Origin of the sequence: Paeniglutamicibacter sp. ZC-3 (assembly GCF_025847175.2) — a bacterium.
In the GTDB taxonomy this organism is placed as follows: Bacteria; Actinomycetota; Actinomycetes; order Actinomycetales; family Micrococcaceae; genus Paeniglutamicibacter; species Paeniglutamicibacter sulfureus.
Genome location: NZ_JAOYTG010000003.1, coordinates 220,912 through 240,500, shown reverse-complemented (window position 1 = coordinate 240,500; position 19,589 = coordinate 220,912). Strand labels below are relative to the sequence as shown.

Annotated in this window: 22 protein-coding genes and 1 tRNA gene; 10 read left to right on the top strand and 13 right to left on the bottom strand. The window is 64.9% G+C overall.

The window, feature by feature from the left end; genetic code table 11:
• Positions 1–10 precede the first annotated feature (10 nt).
• Both OIU93_RS05715 and OIU93_RS05710 read right to left on the bottom strand, forming a co-directional pair.
• Positions 11–925 carry a neutral zinc metallopeptidase gene (locus OIU93_RS05715; protein WP_264269118.1) on the bottom strand — a complete coding sequence of 305 codons (915 nt, stop codon included), beginning with the start codon at positions 923–925 and terminating at the stop codon, positions 11–13.
• A 93-nt stretch (positions 926–1,018) separates the two neighbouring features.
• A complete protein-coding gene (locus OIU93_RS05710; RefSeq protein WP_264269117.1) occupies positions 1,019–1,675 on the bottom strand; it encodes a TetR/AcrR family transcriptional regulator in 657 nt (218 codons plus the stop codon).
• 55 nt (positions 1,676–1,730) lie between these two features.
• On the opposite strand from OIU93_RS05710, the gene OIU93_RS05705 reads away from it, so the two are divergent.
• A complete protein-coding gene (locus OIU93_RS05705) occupies positions 1,731–2,183 on the top strand; it encodes a nuclear transport factor 2 family protein (protein WP_264269116.1) in 453 nt (150 codons plus the stop codon).
• Complete coding sequence (locus tag OIU93_RS05700) at positions 2,180–3,073, top strand: SDR family oxidoreductase (RefSeq protein WP_264269115.1); 894 nt, start codon at positions 2,180–2,182, stop codon at positions 3,071–3,073. The genes OIU93_RS05705 and OIU93_RS05700 overlap by 4 nt, the downstream gene beginning before the upstream one ends.
• Positions 3,074–3,098: 25 nt before the next feature.
• On the opposite strand, the gene OIU93_RS05695 is transcribed toward OIU93_RS05700, so the two are convergent.
• From OIU93_RS05695 to OIU93_RS05685, 3 genes are all read right to left on the bottom strand, one after another.
• The gene (locus tag OIU93_RS05695; RefSeq protein WP_264269114.1) at positions 3,099–3,725 is read right to left on the bottom strand and encodes an energy-coupling factor transporter transmembrane protein EcfT; all 627 of its coding nucleotides are present in this window, start codon (positions 3,723–3,725) and stop codon (positions 3,099–3,101) included.
• Positions 3,722–4,435: an energy-coupling factor ABC transporter ATP-binding protein gene (locus OIU93_RS05690; protein ID WP_264269113.1), complete on the bottom strand. Its 714-nt coding sequence runs from the start codon at positions 4,433–4,435 to the stop codon at positions 3,722–3,724. Before OIU93_RS05690 ends, OIU93_RS05695 begins: the two co-directional genes overlap by 4 nt.
• Before the next feature lie 61 nt (positions 4,436–4,496).
• On the bottom strand, positions 4,497–5,108 hold the full coding sequence (locus tag OIU93_RS05685) for a biotin transporter BioY (RefSeq protein WP_264269112.1): 612 nt from the start codon (positions 5,106–5,108) through the stop codon (positions 4,497–4,499).
• Positions 5,109–5,398: 290 nt separating this feature from the next.
• On the opposite strand from OIU93_RS05685, the gene soxR reads away from it, so the two are divergent.
• The 3 genes from soxR to OIU93_RS05670 all read left to right on the top strand — a co-directional run bounded on the left by soxR (position 5,399) and on the right by OIU93_RS05670 (position 7,168).
• Positions 5,399–5,878 (top strand): redox-sensitive transcriptional activator SoxR, encoded by a 480-nt coding sequence (gene soxR / locus OIU93_RS05680; protein WP_264269111.1) that lies wholly within the window; start codon positions 5,399–5,401, stop codon positions 5,876–5,878.
• Positions 5,879–5,961: 83 nt separating this feature from the next.
• Positions 5,962–6,480, top strand: coding sequence for a flavin reductase family protein (locus tag OIU93_RS05675; RefSeq protein WP_264269110.1), 519 nt, complete (start codon positions 5,962–5,964; stop codon positions 6,478–6,480).
• A gap of 58 nt (positions 6,481–6,538) precedes the next feature.
• A complete protein-coding gene (locus OIU93_RS05670; protein ID WP_264269109.1) occupies positions 6,539–7,168 on the top strand; it encodes a superoxide dismutase in 630 nt (209 codons plus the stop codon).
• Positions 7,169–7,270: 102 nt separating this feature from the next.
• On the opposite strand, the gene OIU93_RS05665 is transcribed toward OIU93_RS05670, so the two are convergent.
• Positions 7,271–8,719 carry a DUF5129 domain-containing protein gene (locus tag OIU93_RS05665; protein ID WP_264269108.1) on the bottom strand — a complete coding sequence of 483 codons (1,449 nt, stop codon included), beginning with the start codon at positions 8,717–8,719 and terminating at the stop codon, positions 7,271–7,273.
• A gap of 91 nt (positions 8,720–8,810) precedes the next feature.
• Positions 8,811–9,587 carry a LysE family translocator gene (locus OIU93_RS05660; RefSeq protein WP_264269107.1) on the bottom strand — a complete coding sequence of 259 codons (777 nt, stop codon included), beginning with the start codon at positions 9,585–9,587 and terminating at the stop codon, positions 8,811–8,813.
• A gap of 185 nt (positions 9,588–9,772) precedes the next feature.
• On the opposite strand from OIU93_RS05660, the gene OIU93_RS05655 reads away from it, so the two are divergent.
• Positions 9,773–10,219, top strand: a complete 447-nt coding sequence (locus OIU93_RS05655) for an Lrp/AsnC family transcriptional regulator (protein WP_264269106.1) — start codon at positions 9,773–9,775, stop codon at positions 10,217–10,219.
• 596 nt (positions 10,220–10,815) lie between these two features.
• On the opposite strand, the gene OIU93_RS05650 is transcribed toward OIU93_RS05655, so the two are convergent.
• A tRNA-Arg gene (locus tag OIU93_RS05650) sits at positions 10,816–10,888 on the bottom strand.
• A 219-nt stretch (positions 10,889–11,107) separates the two neighbouring features.
• On the opposite strand from OIU93_RS05650, the gene OIU93_RS05645 reads away from it, so the two are divergent.
• Complete coding sequence (locus OIU93_RS05645) at positions 11,108–12,328, top strand: MFS transporter (RefSeq protein WP_264269105.1); 1,221 nt, start codon at positions 11,108–11,110, stop codon at positions 12,326–12,328.
• Here the strand turns inward: OIU93_RS05645 and OIU93_RS05640 are convergent.
• Positions 12,325–13,170 (bottom strand): aldo/keto reductase, encoded by an 846-nt coding sequence (locus OIU93_RS05640; RefSeq protein WP_264269104.1) that lies wholly within the window; start codon positions 13,168–13,170, stop codon positions 12,325–12,327. The genes OIU93_RS05645 and OIU93_RS05640 overlap by 4 nt on opposite strands.
• A gap of 387 nt (positions 13,171–13,557) precedes the next feature.
• Between OIU93_RS05640 and OIU93_RS05635 the strand changes: the two genes are divergently transcribed.
• Positions 13,558–14,052 carry a single-stranded DNA-binding protein gene (locus OIU93_RS05635; protein WP_264269103.1) on the top strand — a complete coding sequence of 165 codons (495 nt, stop codon included), beginning with the start codon at positions 13,558–13,560 and terminating at the stop codon, positions 14,050–14,052.
• A 149-nt stretch (positions 14,053–14,201) separates the two neighbouring features.
• Entirely contained in the window at positions 14,202–15,884 is a 1,683-nt protein-coding gene (gene ettA / locus OIU93_RS05630; RefSeq protein ID WP_264269102.1) for an energy-dependent translational throttle protein EttA, read from the top strand.
• 114 nt (positions 15,885–15,998) lie between these two features.
• Here the strand turns inward: ettA and OIU93_RS05625 are convergent, their stop codons facing one another.
• Positions 15,999–16,883: an acyl-CoA thioesterase II gene (locus OIU93_RS05625; protein WP_264269101.1), complete on the bottom strand. Its 885-nt coding sequence runs from the start codon at positions 16,881–16,883 to the stop codon at positions 15,999–16,001.
• Positions 16,884–17,046: 163 nt separating this feature from the next.
• Between OIU93_RS05625 and OIU93_RS05620 the strand changes: the two genes are divergently transcribed.
• Positions 17,047–17,706, top strand: coding sequence for a hypothetical protein (locus tag OIU93_RS05620; RefSeq protein WP_264269100.1), 660 nt, complete (start codon positions 17,047–17,049; stop codon positions 17,704–17,706).
• On the opposite strand, the gene OIU93_RS05615 is transcribed toward OIU93_RS05620, so the two are convergent.
• From OIU93_RS05615 to OIU93_RS05605, 3 genes are all read right to left on the bottom strand, one after another.
• On the bottom strand, positions 17,703–18,284 hold the full coding sequence (locus OIU93_RS05615; protein WP_310287826.1) for a globin: 582 nt from the start codon (positions 18,282–18,284) through the stop codon (positions 17,703–17,705). The genes OIU93_RS05620 and OIU93_RS05615 overlap by 4 nt on opposite strands.
• A gap of 129 nt (positions 18,285–18,413) precedes the next feature.
• Complete coding sequence (locus OIU93_RS05610) at positions 18,414–19,112, bottom strand: DNA alkylation repair protein (RefSeq protein WP_264269099.1); 699 nt, start codon at positions 19,110–19,112, stop codon at positions 18,414–18,416.
• A gap of 3 nt (positions 19,113–19,115) precedes the next feature.
• Positions 19,116–19,589: an OsmC family protein gene (locus OIU93_RS05605; protein WP_264269098.1), complete on the bottom strand. Its 474-nt coding sequence runs from the start codon at positions 19,587–19,589 to the stop codon at positions 19,116–19,118.

Here is a 19,589-nt window from a genome sequence, read left to right as displayed (position 1 = left end):
TCTTTTGGATTCAGCCGCCGGGCTTGTCCAGGTTCCGCGCCGAGAGCGTGTCGCACTGGTTGATGTCCCCGGTCGCATATCCCTGCAGGAACCAGGACTGGCGCTGTGCCGAGGAACCGTGGGTCCAACCCTCGGGATTCACCCGCCCGGTGGCTGCCTCCTGGATCCTGTCATCGCCCACGGCCGAGGCCGCCGACAGTGCCGAGCGCAGGTCTGCCTCGGTGAACGGCTCCATGAAGGTGTTGCCCTCGGCGTCCTTGGTGTTCGCCGCATGCGCGGCCCACATGCCGGCAAAGCAGTCGGCCTGCAGCTCCACGCGCACCGAGCCGGAGGTCGCACCCTTGCCCCCCTGCTGGGAGGCTGCGAGGGTGCCGATGGTGTTTTGGATGTGGTGCCCGTACTCGTGGGCCACCACGTATTCCTCGGCCAGCGCCCCGCCATCCGAACCGTAGTTGGTGCTCAAGTCGGCAAAGAACCCGGTGTCGAAGTATGCGACCTGGTCAGCGGGGCAATAGAACGGGCCCACCGCGCTGGTCGCGGTCCCGCATTCCGTGCTCACCTGCCCGTCGAAGACCTCGACCCCGGGCTGCCGCACCTGCACGTCGTACTGCGGCAGGTAGCTGAGCCAGAAGCTGTCAAGCGATTGCGTGGTTGCCAGGATCCGGCAGTCGGTGCGCGCATTGGCGTCGGCCCCGGTCTGGCATTCGGTGATGCCCGCCGGCCCGTTCTCGTTGGCTCCCTGCTCGATGCCGGGATCCCCGCCGAGTCCCAGCTGCGTGAGCATGTCGGGATTGACACCCAGCAAGGCGGCAAGCAGCACCACGATGATGCCGCCACCGCCGGCGGCGATCTTGCCGCCGCGGCCCCGGCCGCGCGAGTCCCTGATGCGTCCGGAATCGAGTTGTGCGTCGTCATTGAAACTCATGGTTCATACAATACGTGCGCATAGCCGATTAGGGAGGTATATCGGGCGATCGCCCCGCCGTTGCCCCGGGACCCTACGCAGGAACCGGGCGGGTCAGGGGCGCGGAGGTGCCCAGTGCACGAGAGCGCCTGCCATGGATTCGGCCACGTAACGTGCGAATCGCTCGGTGCTCCAGCCGCGCTGCAGCACCAGCAGCTCATAAAGCTCGGGCGAGCTGTGCAGCCACATGACATCGACGGCCTCGTCGAAGCTGACGTCCTCGCGAAGGTACCCGCGCTCCTGCAGGAAACGTGCGTTGTGTTGCATCCTCTCCAGGCGCTCGGCGCTGGATTGTTCCTGGAGTTCGGCCATGTTCGCGTCGCTTGCCGCAGCCGAGCGCACCAGCAGCAGGATGGGAGTCAGCGTGGCCGCAACCTCCGCCGTGAGGCGTCCCCACGTGAGCATCAGGGACTGGGCGTCGGCGGCGTGCTGCCGCAGCGCATCCGAGCGGTCGAATGCCGCTTCGGGACCGCTGCCGCGAAGCCCGCGATCGTAGATGGCCCTGACCAGCCCGGGTTTTCCGCCGAACGACTTGTAGATGGTCTCGACCGAGACCTGGGCGTCGGCGGCGATCAGGGCGACCGTTGTCGCCGGGTATCCCTGGGCCAGGAGCCGTTCCCGGGCTGCGTCAAGAATCGCTTCCCGCGTTTTCTCTGCGGCCGCGCGCCGGCTCCGGGAATCGTATCCGCGGCGGGTATTGACTGTGGGCATCATTGGTTCCATACTTCGTATTGGATACACCGTACTGTATCAAATAGGAGTTGTCATGGTCGACCCTTCAAGCCCGGGCCTTGAGGCGTTGCTGATCCGTCTGGTGGACGCCGTCAACGCCCACGACCTGGACTCCCTCGTCGCCTGTTTCGCCCCCGGCTATCGAAACGAAACGCCCGCCCATCCCGCGCGCGGCTTCACCGGCACCGGGCAAATCCGGCGCAACTGGAGCCGGATGTTCGCCGGCATCCCGGACCTCCGGGCACAGCTGCTCGGCTCGACCATCGACGGCCAGAGAGCCTGGACCGAGTGGGAAATGCGCGGCACCAGGGTTGACGGCGCGCGGCAACTGTTGCGCGGCGTCATGATCTTCACCGCCGGTGACGGGCTCCTGACCGGGGTGCGCCTCTATCTGGAACCGGTCGATGAAACCGGCGGCGATGTCGACGCCGCCATCGCACGAACAGCAGGTGCCGCAGGGACGGCACCGGAAGAGGACTTGCCATGATTCTCGTCATCGGAGCCACCGGCCAACTCGGCGGACTCATCGCGCGGCGGCTACTGCTCCGCGGCGATGCCGTGCGGGCGTTGGTGCGGGACCCGGCCTCCGCTGCTGCCCGCGACCTGGCCGACGCCGGCGCCCATCTTGTTCTTGGGGACCTGACTGACGCCGCTTCCCTGCGGACCGCCTGTGAATCGGTGCGGGGAATCATCACCACCGCGAACTCGATGTCCCGCGGCGATCCGGACACCATTGAATCGGTTGATCGACGCGGCAATGCCAACCTCGTCGATGCGGCCGTCGAGCAGGGAGTGCGGCGCTTTGTCTTCATCTCCGCGCTCGGGGCCGACGCGCACCACCCGATGCCGCTGCTGCAGGCCAAAGGCGAAACCGAGCAGCGCCTGCGGGAGAGCGGCATGGACTGGACGGTGCTGCAGCCGGAGTTCTACATGGACATGCTGCCGATGGCCGTCGTCGGCGCACCGGCGCTGGCCGGAGGTGCCGTCACGCTGGTCGGCGAGGGTCGGCGCAGGCATTCGATGGTGGCGATCTCCGACGTCGCGGACTATGCGCTCGCGGCCTTCGACAGCGACGACGCCGTCGGCCAGGCCCTGCAGATCGGCGGTCCCGAACCGGTGGCATGGCGCGATGTGCTCGCAGCGTTCGAACGGCACCTGGGACGGGAGATTCCGGTGAGCTTCGTTGCCCCCGGGCAGCCAATCGACGGGATGCCCGGGATGCTCTACGGACTGTTGGCCGCGCTGGAAACCTACGACTCCCCGCTGGACACCGGCCGGTTGGCCAAGCGCTTCGGGGTGGTGCCGACGTCGCTGGATGACTTTGTGCACGCCGTGGTGGCGGCGGCCCGCGGCGGCGCGCAGATGCGCACGGCCTGAATCCGCGGTCAGGGAGAGGGAAGCGTTAGTTGCGTTCCATGATGCCGCGGGCGGCCAGCGCGTCCGCGGTGCGCTGGGCATAGGCCACGGTGTTGATGACCACCGGTGCTGCCAGCGTCGCTGGGTTGCGCCCGATTCCGCGGGCCTTGGCAGCGTCCGCGAGGTCCTGCACCGAACTTGCTATCGCCGGGATGCTGCGCAGCATCAGGGCCACTGCCAGCGCGATGGTGGCGGGGTTCCCGCCGATCAGGCGGACCGGCGCGGCGGCGCGTTCCAACCCGTCGAGCAGCGCGGCCTGGGTGGTGGTCAACAGGACCAGGCGCCCGCACTGGATGACAGCGAGCATCCCGCTGACCAGCGTCAGGGCGAAGAGCGGCGTGTTGAGGATCGACTGGTAGATGCCCAGGATCGCGAAGATCCACCACAGCTGGCGCAGCGGAGCGGCCCACGCGCGCAGCACCCGTGGACCGGCCAGGGCGAAGAGCCCCACACCCAACAACAGGGTGCCGAGCCCGACGGCGGGAATCCGCCAGAGGAGCACCGCGGCACCCACCGCCAGGACCACCAGGTACTTGGCCAGCAGCGGTGCCCGGTGCACCGGGCTGGCACCGGGCAGGTAGTGGCCGAGCAGCATCTGGTGCGAGGCGCTCACGTGGCCAGGCTTCCATGGCGGACCAGCCGGCGGTAGGTGTCCACGGCCTCGGGCGCCGGGCCGTCAAAGACGATCTTGCCGCCGGCCACCAGCAGCGCCCGGTCGGCGGCCGCGGCGAAGTCCAGGTCGTGGGTCGCGTAGATGACCTGCTGGTCCAGTGCACCCAGCGTTTTCTTGAGCAGTTCGTTGTTGGCCAGATCCAGCAGCGTGGTCGGTTCGTCCGCCACCAGGATGTCCTGGCCCGCGGCCAGCACGCTGCACAGGGCCACCAGCTGGCGCTCGCCCCCGGAGATGTCGTAGATGCTGCGGTGGGCCAGGTGTTCCAGGCCGAGCGCTGCCAGCGCGCGCAATGCGGAGGCGCTCCGCTTGGCCCGGTCCTTGTGCAAGGCCTTGAGGGAGAGCTCGACGTCCTCGGTGACGATGGGCATGACCAGCTGCGAGAGCGGATCGGTGAACAGGAAGCCCACGCGCCTGCGCACGGACTTGGCCTGGCGGACCGTGTCGAAGCCGTGGACCTCCACTGCCCCGGTCGAAGGGGTCACCAACCCGTTGAGCATGCGCAGCAGCGTTGACTTGCCTGACCCATTTGCGCCGATCACGGCGATGCGCCGTTCGTTGAGTTCGAGGGTGCACGGGGCCAGGACGGTGCGCGGGGCCTGCGCCGGGTCGTCGGCGGGCACTGACAGGCCGGCATTGTTGAATCGGATCACGCTTAACGGTATTCCCTGCTGGTGGTGTGGATCGAATTGCGCTGCTGGCGCAGCCGGCATTCTATGCGTTGAAGCGGCGGCGGGCGAAGGACGGGAAGGCCTTGAAGACGCTGACCGCGATGGCAGCGGCCAGCAGGTTCTTCACGACGTCTCCGGGCCAGTAGGCCATGTCCAGGATGAAGGCCTGGCCCAGCGGGATCTGCGCGTTCAAGCTCATGCCCAGGATGCCCAGCGGGTGGATCACCAGGATCGAGCCGCACATGGCCGAGAGGAACAGCCAGACGAAGCGCCGGCGGGTGACCCTGCGCAGCACCAGCGTGGCGAGCGCGCCGGTGACCAGGGCGGCAAGGGGGAAGGCGAGCAGGTATCCGGCGCTGGGTGCGGCGAGCGAACCCAAGCCGCCGGAGAACTTGGCAAAGATCGGCACTCCGGCCAGCCCCACCAGCAGGTACAGGCCCACGGCCGAGCCGCCGCGCAGCGAGCCGAGGATCAATGCGGTGAGTGCCACGCCCATGGTCTGCAAGGTGATCGGCACGCCAAGGGCTCCCACCGGGACGGCCGGAACCAGGGTGAGCACGGCGATGAGCGCGGCAAAGACCGAGACCAGGGCGAGATCGCGGGCGCCGATCCGGGCAGGGGTGTGCGCGTCGATGCGCGGGCTGGAGGTCGTCATGGTTGGGTGTTCCTGTCGATTCGAGATGGTGGCGCTGCGGTGCGTGGATTCGCGTCGCGGTTGCGTTACGAATGACAATACTTGAACACTGTTCAAAAGTCTTGGTCGCCGGTCACAAAAGTGTTGGCCACCACCCGACGCCTGGCCAAAAACCGTCGCCGCGGCATCGGGCTCGAGCGTACCGTTTGGCCCGATTCATCAACCATGCATCGCTTCAACGCCTGAAGCCTTCGACTGCCGCGCCTCAGCCGATGTGGTCGCGAACGGTGGACGGCAGGCAGAATGGTGGCATGGATACGGGTGATGGAACGTCGCAGGATCTGTCCGTGGGGCAGCTGGCTGACAGGTCAGGCGTTGCAGTCTCGGCGCTGCACTACTACGAGCGCGAAGGGCTGATTTCTTCCTGGCGAACCACGGGTAACCAGCGGCGGTTCGACCGAAGCGTGCTGCGCCGCGTGGCAGTGATTCGTGCCGCCCAGCGCGCCGGCATCCCGCTTCGGTCAATCGCCGAACTCTTCGCCGGGCTGCCCGCTGACGGAACGCCACGCAAGGAGGACTGGCAAGCTGTTTCCGCGGCCTGGAGGGACGACTTGCAGGAGCGGATCCACCAGTTGCAGTCGTTGCGGGACGGGTTGGGTGGCTGCATCGGCTGTGGTTGCCTGTCGCTGGCCGAATGCGGATTCGTCAACCCCAATGACCGATTGGCCGACGGTCTTGGAGGCGCGACGTTGTTCCGGGAGGACACGGAATTTGACCTCAACCAAGGTTGAGGTTCTAGCGTGGGGGAGTAGTTGGACCAAGCCCGCCGCACCCGTGCGGGCGCCCCGCATGACGAGAGGAACCTGGACCCGCCGTGCAAACCCACATTCCAGCCGCCACGATCGCGGATCAATTTCGCCTCGCCTTTGGAAACCATCCGGCGGGCGTTGCCGTGGTGACGGCCACCGGCCACTGCGGACCTGTTGGAATCACTGCCTCATCCTTGATCTCCGTTTCGGCCGAACCGGCCTACCTGGCGTTCAACATTGCGCAGCGATCGGGCTCCGCCGAAGTGATCCTGGACGCCGAGCACATCGTGGTCCACTTCTTGACGGAGCCCAACGCCGATGTGGCAACCTTGTTCGCCACACCCGGCGAGGAGCGCTTCTCGAAACTGGCAGGGTGGGAACAGCTGCCCACCGGGGAACCCCTGATCCACGGGGTGGGTGTCGCGATGCGGTGCACCATCGAATCGCGGGTTGCCGCCGGACCGGCCACGGTCGTCGTCGCTTCGGTGCTCGAGGTCATCCCCGGCCAATCCACCGCTGCCCCGCTGGTGTACCACCGGCGCGGCTACCACAGCATCGGTGAGCACACCAGGCTCATCGCTTGACCGTCCCCGGGAAAACCCGGGTCCGGTTTTTCACCGAAACATGAGTTGAGGAGTCATTTTGGCTATTTATACCTTGCCTGAGCTGCAGTACGATTACGCGGCCTTGGAGCCGAACATTTCGGCGCGGATCATGGAGCTGCACCACTCGAAGCACCATGCTGCCTATGTGGCCGGTGCGGACACGGCGTTGGAGCAGCTGGCCGAGGCGCGGGAGAAGGGCGAGTTCGGGAACGTTCCGAAGTTGTCCAAGGACCTGGCGTTCCACTTGGGTGGTCACACGAACCACTCGATCTTCTGGAACAACCTTTCCCCGGAGGGCGGGGACAAGCCCGAGGGCGAGTTGGCTGCGGCGATTGACGACGCGTTTGGTTCCTTTGACGCTTTCCGTGCGCACTTCACGGCCGCGGCGATGAGCCTGCAGGGTTCGGGTTGGGCGTTGCTGGGCTTTGAGGGCCTGGGTGGCCAGTTGGTCATCGAGCAGTTGTATGACCAGCAGGGCAACGTGCCGGTGGCGACGACTCCGTTGTTGATGTTGGACATGTGGGAGCACGCGTTCTACCTGGATTACGTGAATGTGAAGGCCGATTACGTGAAGGCTTTCTGGAACATCGTGAACTGGGCCGATGTTTCGGCCCGCTTCGAGGCGGCGCGTGCCGGTGCCCCGAAGCTTGTCGTCCCCGGCAAGTAACTCACCGTCCCGGCCTTTGCGGGCCAAGCAAGCGGGCTGCCGATCGGAAACATTCCGGCCGGCAGCCCGCTTGTTATCTGAGGGCCCTCGAGGGGCCAAAGACTAGAAACGCGACGAGGAACCCGACCCGGAGAAACTGCCGCCGCTGGATCCGTAGCCGGTGCTTCCGCCTGAGGACGAACTTGCGCTGCGGGATTCCTGGACGCTGGACTGGCCGGAGCGGAAACCCGAGGTGAATCCGACGACCGACCAGAACCTGTTGGACGGGTACACGGTTCCAAGGATGCTGTGGCTCGAGGATCTCCTGGTGTCGGGTGCCTTCGGAGTTCGCATCGCCTCGCGCATGAGCTTGGCTTCCTTGGTGGTTTTCGCGTACTTGGCGATCACGGCCTCGGAGTGATCCTTGAGCAGCCCGGTCAGCTCCTGCCGGGCAGCGGCGATCTTGTCCAGGGCGTCCTCCGGGTCCAGGTTGCCCGCTTGGAGCCCCGCCGCCCACTTTTCCGCCTCGGCCGCTGTCATGGACTTGAATCGGCGCAATGCCATCGCCGACGGGGCCTCCGGGGCGGCATCCTTGTGGCTGAGCAGTTCTTCGATTTCGGCAAGGTCCTCCCGAAGCGGTGCGAGCTGCCGCTCCCAGGCTCCCGCCCAGCCCGAGCCCATGTTCAAGAGCATGTTGGTATCGGCGATCACGTCATCCATCCGGTCCAGCTCCGAGGCGTTCGCCGCGTACTTTTCCAGGAACTGCGCCGTCTGCTTGCGAACGTGTAATTTTGTCTCCAGGCCATTGGCCTTGTTGCTTTGTTCGGCGAGCTGGTTGTAGGCGGAGGAAAAGCCGCGGTATTTCTCCAGCACCAGACTTCCGTACCGGGAGTCGCTGCCGATGGTCTTGGCGTTCAGTTCGGTGACTTCGAGGTCCATGCTTACATTCGCGTAACTCGCATTGCCCGCGCCCAGAGCCTTTGCGGAACGTTTCCGGTAGGTCCTGCGCACGTACAGGGTGCTGCCAGTGCTGATGCCGCCAACGACGAGTATGACGCCGCTCCAGGCATACAGCCTTGGTGATTCGTACCATGGCCGGTTCATCATTTGAGCGGCACGCTCGATCCCGGCCACCGTTCCCTCGGTCCACTGGGCCTCGCTGAACAAGTCCTTGGTGGCTGCCTGGATGTCGTCGCGCTGGCCGGGGGAGACCTTGCGATCTTCGCCGAAGTAGGTTCCCACCTGCCTACCCATCGGATCGAGGGCGAAAAGGAACAGCGAGTCGGCCCATTTTTGCTTATCCGGGCTGAGCCATTCGGGGTGGTTCTCGCGCGCGAAGCGCAGCACTTCCTCGTTGAGGTTGTCGCTGAATTCACCGTTGCGGGTGTAAATGGCGACCTTGGTCGGTTCGTTGAAATCGATCTCTTCGATGGCCGGGAACAGCGTGTCCAAATCCAGCGTCCCGGCGGTGTCCTCGACAACGATGTCGGTCGCCGCGGCGGCTTGGGCAGCGGGTGCGCCGCCGATCAGCAGCATGGCACCCAGTGCCAGGACGGTCAGAAGCTTTCGCATGCGTTTTGCCGTTCGTCGATTGCGGTCGTCCCTATGAACCCTATCCGGGTTACGCAAATCGTTCGACTTCGAGCTTGTGCGTCGAATGGGGTCAGCCCCCGAGCAGTACCACCAGCATCTGGATCGAGCCCCACAAAGTGGGAACTTGCTCGATGAGCAGCACCAGACCCAGCGCGATCATGACCAGTCCGCTGGCCAAGGTGATAAATCGTGCCGCGGTGGGGCGCTGGCGCAACAACGCCCTGGCACCCAGGGCGACACCAGTGTAGATGAACAGCGAAAGCACCATATGGCTGGTGCCCAGGATGGCGGTTTGCGCCGGGACCGGCAATGCGGCATCCGCGTGGATGAACTGTGGGATCAGCGCCAGGTAGAGCAGCAGCGCCTTGGGGTTGGTGCCGCTGGTTCCCAGTCCACGGAAGAAGGCAGGGCCGAAGAAGCGTTGCCCGCTCGTGGTCGTGCTTGCCGCGGAGACCTTTACCTGCAAGAGCGTGCCTGCTCCGCTGTGCGTACCCGCTGGCTCCGACGGATCGAGGTCCGCGCCGAGTGGCTCCCGAGCGGGGCTTTCTTCGGCGGTGAAGCCGGCCTTTCGCCAAGAGCGGCAGGTGCTGATGCCCAGCCAGAGAAGGTAGGCGGCGCCGATGAGCGTGAGCCAGGAAAGCAGCTGCGGCAGACCGGCGATCAGGGCTGCCATTCCGCCAACAATGAGCAGTGTGTGAAAGACGTATCCGCTGCACAAGCCGGCAACCGCGGACGAGACCCGGTGGCGGCCGAGACCCGCGGAAATGGCGTACGCCCAGTCGGCACCTGGCGTCATGGCCAGGGCGAAGGACACTGCGATAAAGCCGTAGATGACTTGAAGGTCCATGACCGAATCTCTTTCCTGCTGGGAATCTACCGGCAAGCTTAGGAAGAAAACGACGAAATGTGCTTGCCAGTTCTCGCGCAATTCATCACGAATGAACAAGAAATCTCCTGCTATGTTTGGTTGAGAGCAAGAATATAGCGCGACCATCACGGTTGATCGAGAAAACAAGCGAATGGAGCTGTCACATGGACGGAATCGACCGGGCAATCCTGCGGCGCCTGCAGGACGACGGGCGCATGACCGCCACTGCCTTGGCGGAGGAGGTGGGTCTCACCTTGGCTCCCTGCCACCGGAGGTTGCGAGAATTGGAAAACAGTGGCGTCATCCGCGGCTATCGGGCCGACGTGGATCCCGCGAAGGTGAACCTCGCGTTCGAGGCGCTGGTTTTTGTCACGCTGAAGGACCGGCTGACCATGAAGGACTTCGAATACGAGGTCGGCAAGATCGGCCAAATCATCGACGCCCAGCGGCTCTTTGGGGAACCGGACTTCTTGTTGCGGGTCATGGCCGTAGACTTGCCGGCGTACCAACGCTTTTATGATGATGTACTGGTGACATTGCCTGGCGTGGAAAAGCTCACGAGCACCATTGTCATGAAGAACCTCAAATCCGGCGGGCGGCTCCCGATCTAGGCGACGAAGCTGCCTCTTGCGGAATTCAACCGGCTGCGTGAAGCTGGGGTTGCCGCGGCAACCGCCCGCGTGGGAGCCAACAAGCGATTGAGGACAAGACGATGAAAATCCGCGAGCCCGTTCAGGTCGACGTTGGCCAGGTCGCGGGGTCGCATTGGCTGGCGACCTGCGGTTCCGACGCAGCAGCTCCAAGGGCCGGGGGTCGACGATGACAACTGTTCAGGTTGTGTTGCGCGGCGGTCCATTCGACGGTCGCCAGCTGACTTTCTCGAATTGGCCGGACCCGTTGACGGTGGAATCCTTGCCCGAGGACCTGCACGCGGAAGCCAGGGTCCGCGCCCGGTATGTTGCCATAACTGCGGACGAACCGGTGACCGGGCCGCGGGTGATGATATGGGACGGCGCCCACCGGGTCGGGGGAATCCACCATGCCTGAGAAGCCGGCCAAGTAAGCGTCGGGGAGATTCGGCCGAGGGCCCGTAAGACCGGTCAACGTCCAGTTGGCCCAAACGGAATCCCGCAGATCGAATCAATTCTCCTGGAACGAAGAACGGTCTTGACTCGGTAAGTACCTAGTCAAGACCGCCTCGTATGTGTGCCCCCGGCGCGATTCGAACGCGCGACCGACAGATTAGAAGGCTGTTGCTCTATCCACTGAGCTACGGAGGCGGGCACAAGAATCATAGCCCAAACACGGGCCGGGCCGATATTTCACCGATGGCGATACTGCGTTTTGAACGAGCGTGGGGCCGTGAAAAACAATTACTCCGGACGTATGATGAAATAGCAGTCAACCTCTGCGGGCGATAAAAGACCGACACCGTCCGAAGCCACAGTTTCAAAGCCGAAAGAATGCCATTGCCGCGCCAATCCGAAGCAACCGTCGAAGTGGACCCAACGCCAAGCCACACCGCCTGGCGCAACTCCATCTTTGGCATCTTCTTTTTGTGCGGTTTCGCGTTTGCGACGTGGGTTGCCCGGCTTCCGGCGGTCCGGATGGAGCTCGATCTTTCAACCTCTGACGTTGGTATCCTGCTGTTTGCCCTGGCCATTGGATCCATCGGAGGGTTGGCCTTCGCTCCAGGTATCCTGGCACGACTGGGTATCCGCCGCGGCATCATGCTGGGCCTGCTCATTCTGGGCGCGGCGCTGGCAGTCCTGGGAACAGTGACCGAAATGCTCGGCAGTACCGTGGGCGCCATGACGATCCTCGTCCTCTACGGCTTCGTTTTTAGCACCACCGACGTGATGATGAACGTCGACGGAGCGGCGGTCGAACGTTCCCAGGGCAAGACACTCTTGCCGCTGATGCACGCGTTCTTCAGTTTCGGAACCATCATCGGAGCGGTCTTGGGCGCCGGTGCGGCAGGCATAGGGATCAACGTAATGTGGAACTTCACCATCGTCGGCGTTCTGATCATGGGTCTGGGCCTCTACTTCGTCCGCAACGTGTCGGGGCTTGAACCGCCAGCAGCCCGTGGCGGCGAAGTTGCTGTCCGCGCCGCGACGTGGTGGCAGCGCTTCACCGGCATCTTCCGCGATGGACACCTGATGCTGATCGGGCTCATGGTCGCCGGGCTGGCCTTTGCCGAAGGCACGGCCAACGACTGGCTCACCATTGCCTCCGTCGACGACCACGGATTCAGCGAGGCCTCCGGGGCGCTGGTCTTCGGCGCGTTCGTCGCCGCCATGACCGCAGGACGCATTTTCGGCGGACCGCTGATCGACCGGATCGGCCACAAAAGGGTTCTGGTGTTCATGGGCCTGCTTGGGCTGGCCGGCATCGTGCTGTTCATCCTGGCCCCGGCCCCCTGGGCCGTTTTCACCGGCGCAGTCCTGTGGGGCTTGGGTGGATCCCTCGGTTTCCCTGTTGGCATGAGCGTGGCCGCGGCCCACCCAACCGATGGGCCGCGTCGCGTGGGCATTGTTGCAGTCTTCGGCTACTCATCCATGCTTGTGGGGCCGCCGGTGCTGGGCTTCCTCGGCGAACACTACGGGGTGCTCAATGCCTTCATCCTCGTGGCGGGAATCCTGTTCGTGACGTTGCTGATCACGCCAAAGGCCACTGCGGTCCCGGGGCTGACCCCGAGGCCGCAGCGAGTGGACTAGTGCCCGAAACTCATTGGATCGGCCGGCTCATCGGCGGTGCCGTCCAACGCGTCAATGGCCTTGATCTCCTCGGGGGAGAGGTTGAACGCAAAGACATCGAGGTTTTCGGCCAGTCGCTCGGGGCTTGAGGTCTTGGGAATGGGCACGACGCCGCGCTCGATTTGCCAGCGCAACACGGCCTGCGCCGGAGTGACACGGTGATCCTCGGCCGCAGCGAGCACCGGTGCAGAGCTGAGAAGGTCGTGCTTTCCACGGCCAAGCGGAGCCCAGCCTTCGGTGAGTATCCCGTGTTTGGCGTGGAAGGCCAGCCGTTCGTCGTTGAGCCAAAACGGCGAGTGCTGTACCTGGTTGACGTCCGGAACCACGCCGGTGGCGTCCATCAGTTCCTGTAGCTGCCCGACCGTGAAGTTCGACGTGCCGATGGCCCGGACCCTGCCGCGCTTCAGCAGCTTGACCAAGCCCTCCCAGGCCTGGACGTAATTTCCCTCCTGCGGATTGGGCCAGTGGATCAGGAACAAGTCAAGGTATTCCATGCCCAGCCGCTTGCAGCTGTTCTCCCAGGCGTCCTGCACGCCCTGGACGGAATGCCACTGCACATTGAACTTGGAAGTGATGAACAATTCCTCACGGGGAACCGACGTCGAGCCGATGCCCTCGCCGATGCCTTCCTCGTTGCCGTAGTTTTCCGCGGTGTCAATGAGCCGGTATCCGGCATCCAACGCGTGGGCTACTGCTGCTCCGGCCTGGATGTCATCCAGCGGCCACGTGCCCAAGCCGATGGATGGCATGAAGGCGCCATTATTGAGTTCACGTAACGGGACCGATGCATAGTTGTCTGGCATTTGGCCATGCTATGGCACCAGCTGGAATACCGATAGGGGCAGGACACGCTTACGGCCTAGTGAGTCAATGACTCTAGACGGCGCGGGGTCTGCTCCGGGGAGGTGAAGGCCGGTCTTCCGCGACCAGTGCGATTCAACGAAGCCGCCTCGGGGCATAGTGCGAAAGCGATGCTGTCGCCGGTGGCCCAGCGCTATGCCCCTGTCCATCGGGTTGCGAGGTCACCCGCTCAGTTCCCCACACAAACATCGCGGGCGGGAAACCATTTCAATCCCTCCAGCCACTTGTCCACAGCACCGACCCCTCGCTGCCTGGCGGCGCGATAGCGACACCAAGCTTGGGTGACGGGGCAAGAAGTACTTGCCCAGAGCCGAACATTGGAGTGCACCATGACGGACCACATTACGTTGCGCGGTGTGGTGGGAACCGAACCCCGCCCGAGCGGGGGGAGCAGCGGCACGCTCATTGCAAAGTTTCGCCTGGTCAGCAACGAGCGGAGGCAGGACCCCGAGACAGGGCAATGGAACGACGTGCACAGCAATTGGTACACCGTCTCCTGCTTTCGTGCCATGGCCACCAACATGCTTGCCAGCATTCACATGGGCGACCATGTGGTGGTCTACGGCAAGATGCAGGTCCGCGAATACGACCGTCAGGACGGAACGCGTGGATTCAGCGTGGACATCGATGCCATGGCGCTTGGCCACGACCTGCGGTTCGGGGTCAGCCGCTTTGAAAGAGTCAGGCGCGCAGGGGGAGACGACAACACCGAGCAGCACCTCCGTCACGGCAAGGCGGAGAGGGAGCCCGAGGAGTCGAACAGCGAGTTCCCGGTGACCGGCTGGCCGGACTCGGGGCAGGGCGCGGACACGGAGGCTGCCTAGCGTCCCCGGGCACAAAAGTCGACGAACGTGTGGACGGCCACGGCGCATTGGCGCCGTGGCCGCCGGATGTGGGCAGGAACATGCCCCCTCGGCTTAAACCGGGCGCGATAATTGGGAGTAAGACTCTCCGAGGCACTAGCCTTGATGGCATGGCGGAATTCATTTACACGATGACCAAGGCTCGCAAGGCCGTTGGCGACAAAGTCATCCTCGACGATGTCAGCATGTCCTTCTACCCAGGCGCAAAAATTGGCGTGGTTGGACCGAACGGTGCTGGCAAGTCGACGATCCTTAAGATCATGGCAGGGCTGGATATACCTTCCAACGGCGAGGCACGCCTCAGCCCGGGATACAGCGTAGGAATCCTGTTGCAGGAACCGCCGCTGAATGAGGAAAAGACGGTCTTGGGCAACGTCCAGGAAGGCGTTGGGGAGATCTACGAAAAGATCACCCGGTACAACGAGATCTCTGAGGAGATGGCCCAGGACGGTGCCGACTTCGACGCGTTGCTCGAAGAAATGGGCCACCTGCAAGAAGCCATTGACAGTGCCGATGCCTGGGATATTGACTCCCAGCTCGAGCAGGCCATGGATGCCTTGCAGTGCCCGCCGGGAGACTCCGAGGTGTCCCACCTTTCCGGTGGTGAACGACGCCGCGTGGCGCTGTGCAAGCTGTTGCTGCAGAAGCCAGACCTGTTGCTCCTCGATGAGCCCACCAACCACCTTGACGCCGAGTCCGTGTTGTGGCTCGAGCAGCATTTGTCCGCGTACCACGGTGCCGTTCTGGCCGTGACCCACGACCGGTACTTCCTGGACCACGTGGCCCAGTGGATCTGTGAAGTCGACCGCGGTCGCCTGCACGCCTACGAAGGCAACTACTCGGCCTACCTGGAAAAGAAGCGCGAGCGCCTCGAGGTCCAGGGCAAGAAGGACCAGAAGCTTGCCAAACGACTGAGCGAGGAACTCGAATGGGTTCGCTCCAATGCCAAGGGCCGCCAGACCAAGTCGAAGGCCCGTCTGGCTAGGTACGAGGAAATGGCTTCGGAAGCCGAACGCACTCGAAAGCTCGACTTCGAGGAGATTCAGATCCCGGCGGGCCCACGATTGGGCTCGGTTGTCATCGAGGCCAATAACCTGAAGAAGGGCTTCGACGACCGTGTGTTGATCGACAACCTTACTTTCTCGTTGCCGCGCAACGGCATCGTGGGTGTCATCGGCCCCAACGGCGTGGGCAAGTCCACCCTGTTCAAGACCATCGTGGGCATGGAACCGATCGACTCCGGTGAACTCAAGGTCGGCGACACCGTCAAGATCTCCTACGTTGACCAGAACCGTGGCGGCATCGACCCGGAAAAGTCGCTGTGGGAAGTGGTTTCCGAGGGAAACGACTACATTCAGGTCGGCCAGGTCGAGGTTCCCTCGCGTGCCTACGTTTCGGCCTTCGGCTTCAAGGGTCCGGATCAGCAGAAGAAGGCAGGTGTGCTCTCCGGTGGTGAGCGCAACCGCCTGAACCTCGCACTGACCCTCAAGCAGGGCGGCAACCTGTTGCTCCTTGACGAACCGACCAACGACCTCGACGTCGAAACCCTCGGCTCGCTGGAAAACGCGTTGCTCGAATTCCCGGGTTGCGCAGTGGTCGTGTCACACGACCGTTGGTTCCTGGACCGTGTGGCCACCCACATTCTGTCCTACGAGGGCACCGACGAGAACCCGTCCAACTGGTACTGGTTCGAGGGCAACTTCGAGTCTTACGAGGCAAACAAGGTCGAACGCCTGGGTCCGGAAGCTGCCAAGCCGCACCGCGTCACGCACCGTCGACTGACCCGCGACTAGCAGTCGCCAGGGCTTCGGCCCGGGGTATCCCGGGACCCGGCCCGCAAAGAGGGGCAGGCGGTGCGGATGAAAATTCATCCGCACCGCCTGCCCCTTCTTGGTGTAGCCGCGTCGCTAGCCTTCCTCCGGAATGCGCACCATGCCCTCTTGGGCGACGGTGGCCACCAGCTGGCCCTCGCGGTTGAAGATCCTGCCCGTGGCCAGTCCGCGGGCACCGGAGGCGCTGGGGGATTCCTGCACATAGAGCAGCCACTGATCCACGCGGAACGGGCGGTGCCACCACATGGCGTGGTCCAGGCTCGCCACCGACATGCCCGGGGCGATCCAGGTCAGTCCGTGGCGGCGCAGCACCGGTTCCAGCAGCGTGTAGTCGCTGGCATAGGCGAGCGCGGCGCGGTGCATGGCATCGTCGTCGGGCATCGGGGCCGTCGTCTTCATCCAGACGGCGTTCACCGCCCGTCGGTCCCGCGGTCCCTTGAAGTACAGCGGTTCGCTGATGTATCGGATGTCGAAGGGCCGGTTGAACGCGTACTCCTGCGCGACCGGATGGTCGAGGTCTCCGATGAGCTCGGCGGTGGTGGGCAGCGAATCGGGATCCGGGATGCCTTCGGGCATGGTGTCCTGGTGGTCGAGCCCCTCCGAGGGGGTCTGGAAGGATGCGATCATCGACAGGATCGGCACGCCGTTTTGGTACGCGTGCACCCGGCGGGCGGAGAACGACCTGCCGTCACGCAGCCGCTGCACCCCGAAGGTGATGGGCAGGGCAGCATCCCCGGCGCGCAGGAAGTAACCGTGCATGGAATGGATCGGGCGGTCCCCGGCGATGGTCTTGGACGCGGCCATGACCGATTGCCCCAGCACCTGGCCCCCAAAGACCCTGTTGCGCGCCTGTGGCGGGGTGTGGCCCACGAAGATGTCCTCGTCGGTGCGGGCCTCGGGGTCCCCGCTGAGCTCCAGCAGCTCAATCAGCTTCTGCGTCGTGGTGTCGTTGGTGCTCACGTGTCTGCTCCTAAGGGCCAGGAATATTGATCTGCTAAGACACTATCGCCCCCGCGGCGGGTTCGCCGTAACCTCCGGCGGGAGGCAGCTGCCGTGTTCCGGCATGCGTCGGCGCGGGCAACGGCATTGAGTCCAGCGGTGCGGGACATGAAAGTATGAAGGCATGGCAAGTGAAACCGTTGTACTCGAGGACCAGGAAACCGTCGCGGACCTGGCTACGTTTTTCTCCCGCGCACGCTCGATCGAGGACGGAGCGGTGCTGATCCAGGCCGCCGGCAGCGCGTTGGCGCTCTACGTCCCGGTGCTCTATCCCGAGTTCCTGGGGGACTCGGTACCCACCGTGCTGGGGATGCGCGCGGTGCGCCTGGGACGCCCCGCCGAGGCCGGCGGGGTCTTTGCCATCTCCGCGTTGACCGACCGGCTGGCCCGCATGGGCGGGACCTCGCTGGAGATGTCGATTCCCCCCGCGGAGGTCCAGGCATCGTGGGCGGGCCAGCAGGTTCCACGCGGCGGCTGGGAACAGCGAGAGACGCTCGAGGACGATGCGCTGCTGGTCGAGGCGATGCGGGGGATCGGCGTGGTGGCCCAGGCCCTGCCGGAGAATGCCGGCAAGCCGGTGCTCAAGACCGTGCGCGCCCGCATCTGGTCCTCACCCGTTCAGGGTGTCCAGACGCCGATGCCGCTGGGCATGGCCTTCGGCGCGCATGCGCTGGGGTTCCTGCGTGCGGGGGCCACCTCCACGCTCTTTGCCTCCGGGCAGTGGCTGCGCCTGAGCAGCGGCGGCGGGCACGTGGTGGCACGCCAGGGCGGCGTCCTGGGCTAGGTGGACTGGGCGCCGGCCGGGCACCCCGGCGCCTCGTCAGGCGCGTTCATCAGCGAATGCGCAGCACGGTCGAAGTAGTCCCAGAGCGTGTCTGCCTGCAACGGCGGCAGCTGAAGGGAATCCACGGCGATGCGCATGTGGTGCAGCCAGACGTCGCGGTTGTGCGAATTGATGGTGTACGGCACGTGCCGCATGCGCAGGCGCGGGTGGCCACGGCGCTCGGAATAGGTCGTGGGGCCGCCCCAGTACTGCTCCAGGAACAATTGCAGGCGCATGGTCGCCGGGCGCAGGTCGGTCTCCGGGTACATGGCACGGAATTCCGCGTCCTCGCCGACCGATTCATAGAACTTCTCCGCCAGCTTGCGGAACGTCTCCCGGCCGCCGACCTGGGCGTAGAAGGTGCCCTCGTACTGGCTTGGGTCGTGGTCGTCGTTTGGCGTCAGGCGGCCCTCGGGCAGGCTGGCACTGAGCGAGGCGCCCACCGGGCGCAATTGCGCCACGGGCTTGCCGAGGCTCTGGCCGGCCGGCAACAGGACCGGCTTGGGGGTGGAATCTTGTTCCGGGTGGTTCGCGTTCACGGCGGTGGTGTCCTTTCAGTTCCCGGCTGAGGCCCGGGACCCTTCAACGCCCATTATCCCGTGGAAGCGGTGCCGTCCGCCGGGCTTTCGCGCAGGGCGTGAGAACGCCGCCGACGGGCCACGGGCAGGCTACGGCGTTTCGCCCAGGTGCTTGAGCGCCTCGCGGATGGACAGCGGGCTCATCCGGGCCCGGTGTGCGTCGACCCAGGACCTTACCCAGGCGGGGTCGGTCTTGCCGTATTGCCGCAGCGCCCAGCCCAGTGCCTTGCGAATGAAGAACCACGTGTCGTCCAGGTTGGCTGCCAGGGCGTCATCGAGCAGGTCGGTGTCGGTGTGTTCACCCAGGTGCAGCTGGCAGATCATGGATTGGCGGCGCTTCCACCCATTGGCGTCCCGGGACCACTCGCGCATCATCGGGCCGATGGTTTCCGGATGGGCGCGCAGCAGCTCCCCGTAGCGCCGCGAACAACCGTCGACGATGTCCCACCAGGCGCCCTCGGTGACCATCCGCTCATACAGCGGCAGGAATTCCAGGCGCCCTCGGCAGGATGCGGCGGCGCAGATCTCCTGGGCGGCGTACCAGTGTTCCCGGTGCGTGGCCTCGGAGAAGAGCTCGGTGGCAAGTGCCAGGCGGTCCGCGGCACTTGCGGCACCCGTCTCCCGGGCGAAGTCGCGCGCGATGCGGCGCACCTCGGGGACCGGAACGCCCAGGAAGGGCTGCGTGGTCTTCATGTAGGCCTGTGCCGCCGTTGCCTTGCCGTCCACGATATGCGGCAGCAGCCTGGCGGTGAGCAGGTCAAGGGCCGAATGCGCCTGCCTCCCGTCCATGGTTCAGGCGCCCGGGGGCACCGGGGCGTGGTGCACCGGGAAATTCACGCTGCGGGCGATGAAGCAGACGGCGTTGGCCGCCGCATGAAGCGAGTCGGCAAGTTCGCGCTGGGATTCGTCCTGCAGTGCCACGCGCGGGGCGAGGGTCGCCTCGAGGAACTCCCCGCTGCCGTCGCGGTTCAGCCGCAGCACCCCGGCGGCAGCGTCGGTGTAGCCGGTCACCACCACGGAGTGCTTCACCGCCACGTGCAGATAGGAAAGCATGTGGCACTGGGACAGGGCGGCAAGCAGCAGCTGCTCCGGGTTCCAGCGGTCCTTGTCCCCGTGGAAGGTCGGGTCGGCGGTGCCGGGCAGGTCGGGCAGGCCGGCGGCGCGGATGACGTGGTCGCGTCCGTAGCTGCGGTACCCGGAGGTCCCTTGGCCGCGGTTGCCGGTCCAGGAAATGTCAACGCGATAGTTGTGCAGGGCCAGGTTCAT

Excerpts from the sequence above, each read along its gene's own strand:
- OIU93_RS05635 (WP_264269103.1), top strand. The coding sequence starts at position 13,558 with ATGACGGACCACATTACGTTGCGCGGTGTGGTGGGAACCGAACCCCGC.
- OIU93_RS05700 (WP_264269115.1), top strand. The coding sequence starts at position 2,180 with ATGATTCTCGTCATCGGAGCCACCGGCCAACTCGGCGGACTCATCGCG.
- OIU93_RS05660 (WP_264269107.1), bottom strand. The coding sequence starts at position 9,587 with ATGGACCTTCAAGTCATCTACGGCTTTATCGCAGTGTCCTTCGCCCTG.
- OIU93_RS05705 (WP_264269116.1), top strand. The coding sequence starts at position 1,731 with ATGGTCGACCCTTCAAGCCCGGGCCTTGAGGCGTTGCTGATCCGTCTG.
- OIU93_RS05655 (WP_264269106.1), top strand. The coding sequence starts at position 9,773 with ATGGACGGAATCGACCGGGCAATCCTGCGGCGCCTGCAGGACGACGGG.
- soxR (WP_264269111.1), top strand. The coding sequence starts at position 5,399 with ATGGATACGGGTGATGGAACGTCGCAGGATCTGTCCGTGGGGCAGCTG.
- OIU93_RS05685 (WP_264269112.1), bottom strand. The coding sequence starts at position 5,108 with ATGACGACCTCCAGCCCGCGCATCGACGCGCACACCCCTGCCCGGATC.
- OIU93_RS05610 (WP_264269099.1), bottom strand. The coding sequence starts at position 19,112 with ATGGACGGGAGGCAGGCGCATTCGGCCCTTGACCTGCTCACCGCCAGG.
- OIU93_RS05665 (WP_264269108.1), bottom strand. The coding sequence starts at position 8,719 with ATGCGAAAGCTTCTGACCGTCCTGGCACTGGGTGCCATGCTGCTGATC.
- OIU93_RS05605 (WP_264269098.1), bottom strand. The coding sequence starts at position 19,589 with ATGAACCTGGCCCTGCACAACTATCGCGTTGACATTTCCTGGACCGGC.
- ettA (WP_264269102.1), top strand. The coding sequence starts at position 14,202 with ATGGCGGAATTCATTTACACGATGACCAAGGCTCGCAAGGCCGTTGGC.
- OIU93_RS05620 (WP_264269100.1), top strand. The coding sequence starts at position 17,047 with ATGGCAAGTGAAACCGTTGTACTCGAGGACCAGGAAACCGTCGCGGAC.
- OIU93_RS05710 (WP_264269117.1), bottom strand. The coding sequence starts at position 1,675 with ATGCCCACAGTCAATACCCGCCGCGGATACGATTCCCGGAGCCGGCGC.
- OIU93_RS05640 (WP_264269104.1), bottom strand. The coding sequence starts at position 13,170 with ATGCCAGACAACTATGCATCGGTCCCGTTACGTGAACTCAATAATGGC.
- OIU93_RS05715 (WP_264269118.1), bottom strand. The coding sequence starts at position 925 with ATGAGTTTCAATGACGACGCACAACTCGATTCCGGACGCATCAGGGAC.